The following is a 2,006-nucleotide window of genomic DNA, read 5'->3' on the forward strand; positions in this document are numbered from 1 at the left end:
CCTCTCGATGCTATATTGGCGCTCGTCTAAACTGACGGGCTATATCTTCGCATCCTTTGTTTTCGCTGAATAGTTACGATAAATGATGGAATATCTACTAATTCGACTTCAGCAATTGTGACCTTCAGTTTTTCAAGCGTACCGGTAATTTTAAGATAAAGCGTTTCTTACAATTTGTTTTTCGCGGATATAATCTATCATTTCCTTATTAGCTTTCCCGGCCCTTGCAATATCTATGATGGTAATCAGATTCTTTTGAGGATTATCCTTAATACGTGCCCTTGCTTCTTTCCATGCCGAGTCGTGTGACAGGTCTGACAGGTCATAAGGATCTGTATCCTTATATTTGGTAATGGCAGCATCCAGACAACGCTTGTCTGAGCCTGAAATGTAGTTCATATCAGGTTTGGCAGAAGCATAAATTTTCTGTTCATGCACTTCTATTCCGGCAAGGAAATCATTAAAGCTTTCTTCTGTTGGCTTTTCTTTTACAGCCTGTAGGACCCTATAAATATAAGTCGGTACCGGACCATACTTCAATGCCATAAAAGAGTCTTCTATAAGTACCTTTCCATATTTGACAAGATAATCCTGTTGTGCAAAATAAAGAATTTTAAAAAGCTTTTCACATTCAACTCCTTTTGGGAAACTCTGCATAATATAGAGCAATACTGTCTTTATTTTTGTAATCTGTATAAAAGTTTTCATTTTTATTTATTATAACCGATGTATACCTCCAAATATAAGCATTTATTTAAAAACAATAATCTTTGGTTATAGTTTTTATGATTGTATACCTCCTAATAAGTCTATCCTTCCTGTTTTAACTTGTCGTACTTCCTGACGGTAGTTTTTTCCTGTGAAGTTCGGATGAGAAATAATCTAATTCTTATAATATCGTGTTTTCAATAAAATATTAATTTTGCAAAAACGAGAAAAATCAGTGTTTTGTCCTCTTTCTCCCGTATCTGATCTTTCTGCGTGATAAATAATTATTTTACTATTCAACCTATCGGAAATAACAAGTCGTATTCAAATAGAATTATGACTTGATATTTTACCGAATAAAGATTAGATTTGTATGGTACTTGACACAATGACACTGGAGGAGCTTATAAGAGAAATCAAAACAGATTTTAGTGAAGTAAAAGGACGTTGGAAGAACTACGTACAGAAATTCAGAAGAACAGCTCAAAAAAGGACAATGTTCCCGTGGTTGTGGGAAGCGAATATCAAGACACGAAGATTTAACGAATGGTACATTTCTTTTTATGCAGAGTCGAAAAAAGAGGTTGGTATTTTGAATCCCACATTCACAATGCTATTCAAGTATAAAGGACAGTTATTGGCAGGTGCAGTAACAAACGACGTGGTTCTTATTTTTACTGGGCATTTTTTTGACAGATACAAAGAAAGATTCTTTAAAATACATAAGGACAGCCGTCCGGTTACAAATCGGGAAATAATGAAGGTGTTCTTCCTGTTCAACAGCAACTATTGTTTTTACAGCAAAGAAAAAGAGGAGAATATAAGAGGTTACTGCTCTGACGGAATGCTGTTAGGTGACTGGATTGGAGAAGAAGGTGGTTTCGTGAAAACATTCATATCAAGACAGGAGATGAAGATAAATCAGTTTGTTGAATATTTCGAATTTTTTAAGATGTGGATTATAGAAGATATGTTCAAATCCAGGAAAGGTTTTGAACTGAAGAATTCACTCACTGAATACATACCGGATACATATTTTGAATATGGAGAGTGGGACAAGTTCCTGTTTGAGCGTGATAACCTGAGATTGATAAAGGCAGCGGAGGAAAGCCAGGAGATATACATGAAGAACCGGGAGGAATATAGAAGATGTTTTCAACTGATAGACGCAGTCAATCTCAATATGTTTGAAAAGAGAAAACATATTTAGGTATATTATGATAAGTAGATGTTCATAATTGGTTTATATCATAAGGTTTTGATACCTTTGCCTCATAAAATTCAAATATGCACTTATG

General features: G+C 34.7%; 2 protein-coding genes. One reads left to right on the forward strand and one right to left on the reverse strand.

Going from position 1 to position 2,006, the window contains the following annotated elements:
* Positions 1–150 precede the first annotated feature (150 nt).
* Complete coding sequence (locus NSB03_RS20495; RefSeq protein WP_024988884.1) at positions 151–708, reverse strand: Panacea domain-containing protein; 558 nt, start codon at positions 706–708, stop codon at positions 151–153.
* 373 nt (positions 709–1,081) lie between these two features.
* Here NSB03_RS20495 and NSB03_RS20500 point away from each other — a divergent pair, with 373 nt between their 5' ends.
* Positions 1,082–1,918: a hypothetical protein gene (locus tag NSB03_RS20500; RefSeq protein ID WP_024988885.1), complete on the forward strand. Its 837-nt coding sequence runs from the start codon at positions 1,082–1,084 to the stop codon at positions 1,916–1,918.
* Positions 1,919–2,006 lie beyond the last annotated feature (88 nt).

It is taken from the genome of Bacteroides acidifaciens, assembly GCF_024623065.1.
In the GTDB taxonomy this organism is placed as follows: Bacteria; Bacteroidota; Bacteroidia; order Bacteroidales; family Bacteroidaceae; genus Bacteroides; species Bacteroides acidifaciens.